This is a genomic window from Acidovorax sp. CCYZU-2555 (assembly GCF_018413525.1).
In the GTDB taxonomy this organism is placed as follows: Bacteria; Pseudomonadota; Gammaproteobacteria; order Burkholderiales; family Burkholderiaceae_C; genus Comamonas.
Window position 1 is genome coordinate 1 of record NZ_JAHCDD010000145.1, and the last position, 5,087, is coordinate 5,087.

At 69.0% G+C, this 5,087-nt stretch carries 3 protein-coding genes and 1 pseudogene; 3 read left to right on the forward strand and 1 reads right to left on the reverse strand.

From position 1 onward, the window contains the following. The 3 genes and pseudogenes from KHY18_RS26785 to ligD all read left to right on the forward strand — a co-directional run. A pseudogene (locus KHY18_RS26785) lies at positions 1-291 on the forward strand (SDR family oxidoreductase); the annotation flags it as partial. A gap of 11 nt (positions 292-302) precedes the next feature. Next, on the forward strand, positions 303-1,160 hold the full coding sequence (gene ku, locus KHY18_RS26790; RefSeq protein WP_213307452.1) for a non-homologous end joining protein Ku: 858 nt from the start codon (positions 303-305) through the stop codon (positions 1,158-1,160). Positions 1,161-1,171: 11 nt separating this feature from the next. Further along, positions 1,172-3,655 (forward strand): DNA ligase D, encoded by a 2,484-nt coding sequence (gene ligD / locus KHY18_RS26795; protein ID WP_213307455.1) that lies wholly within the window; start codon positions 1,172-1,174, stop codon positions 3,653-3,655. Here the strand turns inward: ligD and KHY18_RS26800 are convergent. Further along, on the reverse strand, positions 3,639-4,976 hold the full coding sequence (locus KHY18_RS26800; RefSeq protein ID WP_213307458.1) for a flavin monoamine oxidase family protein: 1,338 nt from the start codon (positions 4,974-4,976) through the stop codon (positions 3,639-3,641). The two genes, ligD and KHY18_RS26800, sit on opposite strands and share 17 nt — an antisense overlap. Positions 4,977-5,087 lie beyond the last annotated feature (111 nt).

The window sequence follows — 5,087 nt, forward strand, 5'->3', positions numbered from 1 at the left end:
ACCTGGGTCGGCTCGGCGGCAGGTGCGGGCCGGCTGGCCCAGGCGATCGCGCCGCAATGGCTGGGTGCCACCATGCAGCGCGTGACGCGCTGGGCGCTGGGACGCGCGCGCCCGGCAACGCCGTCCGACGGCAATCTGTTTGCGCCGTCGAAGAACACGGCGATCGACGGCGGCCAGCGCCAGGCCAACCAGCGCGCCGTGGGCACGGTGGTCGCCATGGGCGTGCTGGGACTGGCCGCGGGCATGTGGGTCGGCGGCCGCCGCCCCGCGCCTGAAGACCGCCAGTCATAAAGGAGAGCGGCATGGCCAGTCGAACGCTCTGGAAAGGCGCCATCAGCTTCGGCCTGGTGCATATCCCTGTGGCGCTGCACACCGCGGCGACCGAGCAGGGCATTGATTTCGACTGGCTCGACAAGCGCTCCATGGACCCCGTGGGCTACAAGCGCATCAACAAGCGCACCGGCCGCGAAATCGGCCAGGAGCACATCGTCAAGGGCGTGGAATACGAAGACGGCAAGTACGTGCTGATCAGCCCCGAGGAAATCGAAGCGGTGTTTCCCAGGACCACGCAGACCATAGAGATAGAACGCTTCATCGATGCGCGTGAAATGCCGTTCGTGTTCCTCGAGCGGCCGTACTACATCGCGCCGATCAACAAGAGCGACAAGGTCTACACGCTGCTGCGCGAGACCCTGCTGGCGACGGGCAAGATCGGCCTGGCCAAGGTGGTGATCTCCACCAAGCAGCACCTCGCAGCGGTCGTGCCTTCGGGCCCGGCGCTGGTGCTCAACCTGCTGCGCTGGGGCGACGAAGTCAAGACGTTCGAAGGGCTGGAGTTGCCGCCCGCGGGCGCGAAGAGCGTCAACGCCGCCGAACTCAAGATGGCCAAGCAACTGGTCGCCGAGATGTCGGGCCCCTGGGATCCGGCCGACTTCAAGGACGAATTTCGCCTGCAGGTGATGCAGCTGGTCGAGAAGAAAGCCCAGGCCGGCGACAGCCACACGGTCGTCGAGCCCGAGGAAGCCGCGCCGCAAGGCGGCGAAGTGATCGATCTGACGGCGCTGCTGCAGCGCAGCCTGCGCGGGGGCAAGGCCAAGGCGCCCGCCAAGTCGCCTGCGCGCAAAACCGGCGCGGCCGCGGCGCGCAAGAAAGCCGCCTGATCGGGGCAGCCATGACCAAGCCCGCCGAGCCGCTGGGCCCCTATAACGCCAAGCGCGACTTCGACAAGACCACCGAGCCCGCGGGCCGGCTCGCTGCGCGCAGCGAGGGCGCGCCGCTGCAGTTCGTCATCCAGAAGCACTGGGCTTCGCATCTGCATTACGACTTTCGCCTCGAACTCGACGGCGTGATGCGCAGCTGGGCCGTGCCCAAGGGCCCTTGCCTGGACCCCGGCGTCAAGACGCTGGCCCTCCATGTCGAAGACCACCCCGTCAGCTACAACCGCTTCGAAGGCGAGATTCCCAAGGGTCAATATGGTGCCGGCACGGTCATTGTCTGGGACCAAGGCACCTGGGCGCCCCAGGGCGATGCGCATGCGGGCCTGGCCAAGGGCAAGCTGGTGTTCACGCTGCACGGGCAAAAGCTCGCGGGCCTGTGGGAGCTGGTGCGCATTTCCAAGCCCGGCGACAAGCAGCAGAACCAGTGGCTGCTGTTCAAGAAGCGCGACGCCTGGGCCAGGCCGCGCAGCGAATACGACGTGCTCAGCGCGCTGCCCGACAGCGTCGTGCAAAAGCCGCTGCCGGCGCTCATGCCCGCGCTGCCGCGCGCGGCCAAGGCACGGCTGCCCGCCCGGCTCGCGCCCCAGCTCGCAACGCTGGTGTCCTCGGTGCCTGAAGGCGATTGGCTGGTCGAAAGCAAGTACGACGGCTACCGCCTGCTGGCGCGTGTCGACGGCGATGCGGTGCGCCTGTTCACGCGCAACGGCCATGACTGGACAGACAAGCTGCAGCCGCTGGCGCATGCCATCGCCGGACTGGGCTTGACCCAGGCCTGGCTCGATGGCGAGATCGTGGTGTTCGGCGACGCCGGCATTCCCAATCTGCACCGGCTGCAGAACGCGATCGACAGCGGCCAGACGGCCGACATCGTGCTGTTCCTGTTCGATCTGCCGTTTCTGGGCGACAGCGACTTGCGCGCGCTGCCCCTGCGCGCGCGCCGCGGCGTGCTCGAGCAGCTGATGGACGGGCGTGAAACCGCGACCCTGCGCCTGAGCCAGACGCTGCAGGCGCCGCCCGCGCAACTGCTGAGCGCGGCCTGCAAGATGGGTCTCGAAGGCGTGATGGTCAAGCAGGCCGATGCGCCCTATGTCTCGGGCCGCAGCGCCAGCTGGCTCAAACTCAAGTGCCAGCTGCGCCAGGAATTCGTGGTGCTGGGCTTCACCTTGCGCGCCGGCAGCCGCGGCGAAATCGGCAGTCTGCTGCTGGGCTATCACGACGACGGCCAATTGCGCGCCGCGGGTGCGGTGGGCACGGGCTGGGACGCGGCCACGGCGCGGCAACTGCATGCCTTGCTGGCCCCGCTGGAAATCGACCAGCCTGCCGCCGCGCCGCCCAAACCCGGCCGCTGGCCGCAGCGCAAGTCCGGCAGCGAACATTGGGTGCAGCCCGCGCTGGTGGTCGAAGTCGCCTTCGGCGCCTGGACGCCGGACCAGCAGCTGCGCCATGCGGTGTTCAAGGCGATTCGCAGCGACAAGCCCGCGCAGGAGATCGTGCGCGAGCATGCGCAGCCCGCTCCCCTGCCCGTCCCCCTTCCCGTTGCTTCGGCATCAGCCCCCAAAACCCGGACCCGCGCCGTCACGGTCACGCATGGCGAGCGCGTGATCGATACGACCACGGGTCTGCGCAAGATCGATCTGCTGCGCTACTACGAAAGCGTCGCCCAGTGGCTGCTGCCGCATCTGAAGAACCGCCCGCTCTCGCTGGTGCGTGCGCCCTCGGGCATCGGCGGGGAGCAGTTTTTTCAAAAGCATGCCGAAGGCCGGATCGCCGGCGTCAAGGAACTCGATCCGGCCTTGTCGCCCGGCCATGCGCCGCTGCTGGCGATCGATTCGGCCCAGGCGCTGACCGCCGCGGCGCAGATGAATGTGATCGAGTTCCACACTTGGAATTCGACGGTCGCGCATATCGACAAGCCCGACCGATTCGTTCTCGACCTGGACCCGGGCGAAGGCGTGGCCTGGCCCCAGCTGCTCGAAGCCGCCGAACTCACGCGCGTGCTGCTCACCGAGCTGGGCCTGGCGAGCTGGCCCAAGACCAGCGGCGGCAAGGGACTGCATATCGTCGTGCCGATCACGCCGCGGCGCGACCATGCGCAAGTAAAAGCGTTCTCGCAGGCGCTGGCCCAGCATATGGCGCGCGTCATTCCGGCGAAATTCGTCGCGACGATGGGGCCGCAAAAACGCGTGGGCAAGGTCTTCATCGACTATCTGCGCAATGGCACAGGCCAGACCACGGTCGCGGCATTTTCGGCGCGCGCGCGGCCCGGCATGGGCGTGTCCATGCCCGTTTCCTGGGAGCAGCTGCCCACGCTGTCGGGCGGCGCGCACTGGACGATTGCCACGGCGCGCGACTATCTGAGTCTGCGCAAGGACGATCCGTGGAGCGACTACTGGCGCACCAAACAGACCATTACCCAAGGCCTCAAGCTGCTGAAGTGAGACGCGCGTGTATCGTTTGCGCGGCCTGCAGGCCTGAAAGATAGGCGCCGCCGCAGGTCTGCACCAGTTCGCTGGCGCAGGCCTCGCCCGCGAAGTGCAGGCGCTGCGCGCCCGCGCGTGCCAGCTGCGCGCGCGCATCGCCGCCGCCGGTGCGCAGGTAGGCATAGCTGCCGCCAAACAGCGCATTGCGCGACCAGTCGGTCACGGCGCTGGCCTTGAGTCGGCGCCCGTCCAGCCCGCCCATGCAGGCACGCAGCCGCGCCAGCACCTGCTGAGCCGCGTCGCGCGGGGGGGCGCACGACAGCGCGCGGCCATAGGCGCCGCCCGCGAACGCGACCACCAGTCGGGCATCAAAAGGGTGGAGCAGAAAGTCCAAGGCCTTGTCAGGCTGAAAACTCCGCCCTTCGCCGAGCCAGTCGCCCGGTGCCAGGCCTGCCAGCGGGCCGTCGAATTCGAGAATCACCTTGTTGAAATGGCCCATGGGCAGCGCGTCCAGCGCAGTGAGCACTTCGTTGCCCAGGCCGGGCGTGAAGCGTATGCCTTCGCCGCGCAGCACGCCCGTGGACACCGTGACCAGGCAGTGCGCGGCCGTGATCTCTGCCGTGGCGGTGGCGACCTTGACGCTGCGCGCGCCCTGCGTGACCGCCGTCACGCGCTGGCCCAGCGCGATGGGCAGGCCCCGGCCCAGCGATTCGACGATGCGCCCCATGCCCTGCTGCACCAGCCAGTTGGGCGCGGTGCTGCCCTGCGCGCGCAGGCCCAGCACCGAAGTGTCTTCGGCAGCGCCACCGGCGTCGAGTTCACCCACCTGGCGCAGCGCGCGCTGCATGGCGGCGTCCGGGGCTGCGATCAGCGCAGCCAGCGCGCGATCGGCCGGGCCCGCGCAGGCAATGGACTGCGCCAGACGCTCTTGGGCCGCAGCGATCGCGGCGCGCTGCTGGGCGCTGACGGAAACGCCCGCATCGAGAAAATGCCGCTGTGCGCCGTCATGCGGCAGCAGCGTGAATCCGAGTGCGCGCGCCATGGGCGTCAGCGGATTGCGATGCGCCTGGTGCAGCCAGCTGCAGCCCAGATCCACAGGGGCGCAGAACGAATGCGCATCGGTCCAGGCGCGCCCGCCCACGCGCTGCGCGGCTTCGAGCACCCGCACGCTGTGGCCCTGCGCCTGCAGCCTCCGCGCCGCGGCCAGCCCGGCCACGCCCGCGCCGACGATCACCGCATCGACCAAGGCGCTCGCCGACGCACGCCCGGCTGCGGCGCAAGACAGGTGGCTGGCGCCGAACGCCAGAAGGCGACGCCGTGACAGGACATGGGAAGACATTGGCGCGACTATCTTCCGTGGCCAGCGCCGCGGGTTCCACCAAAACCCCGGGTGCGGTTGCCCGACCGCAAGGCCCGGCCTCAGAGGTGGCGCGGCCAGAGCGGGTGGGAG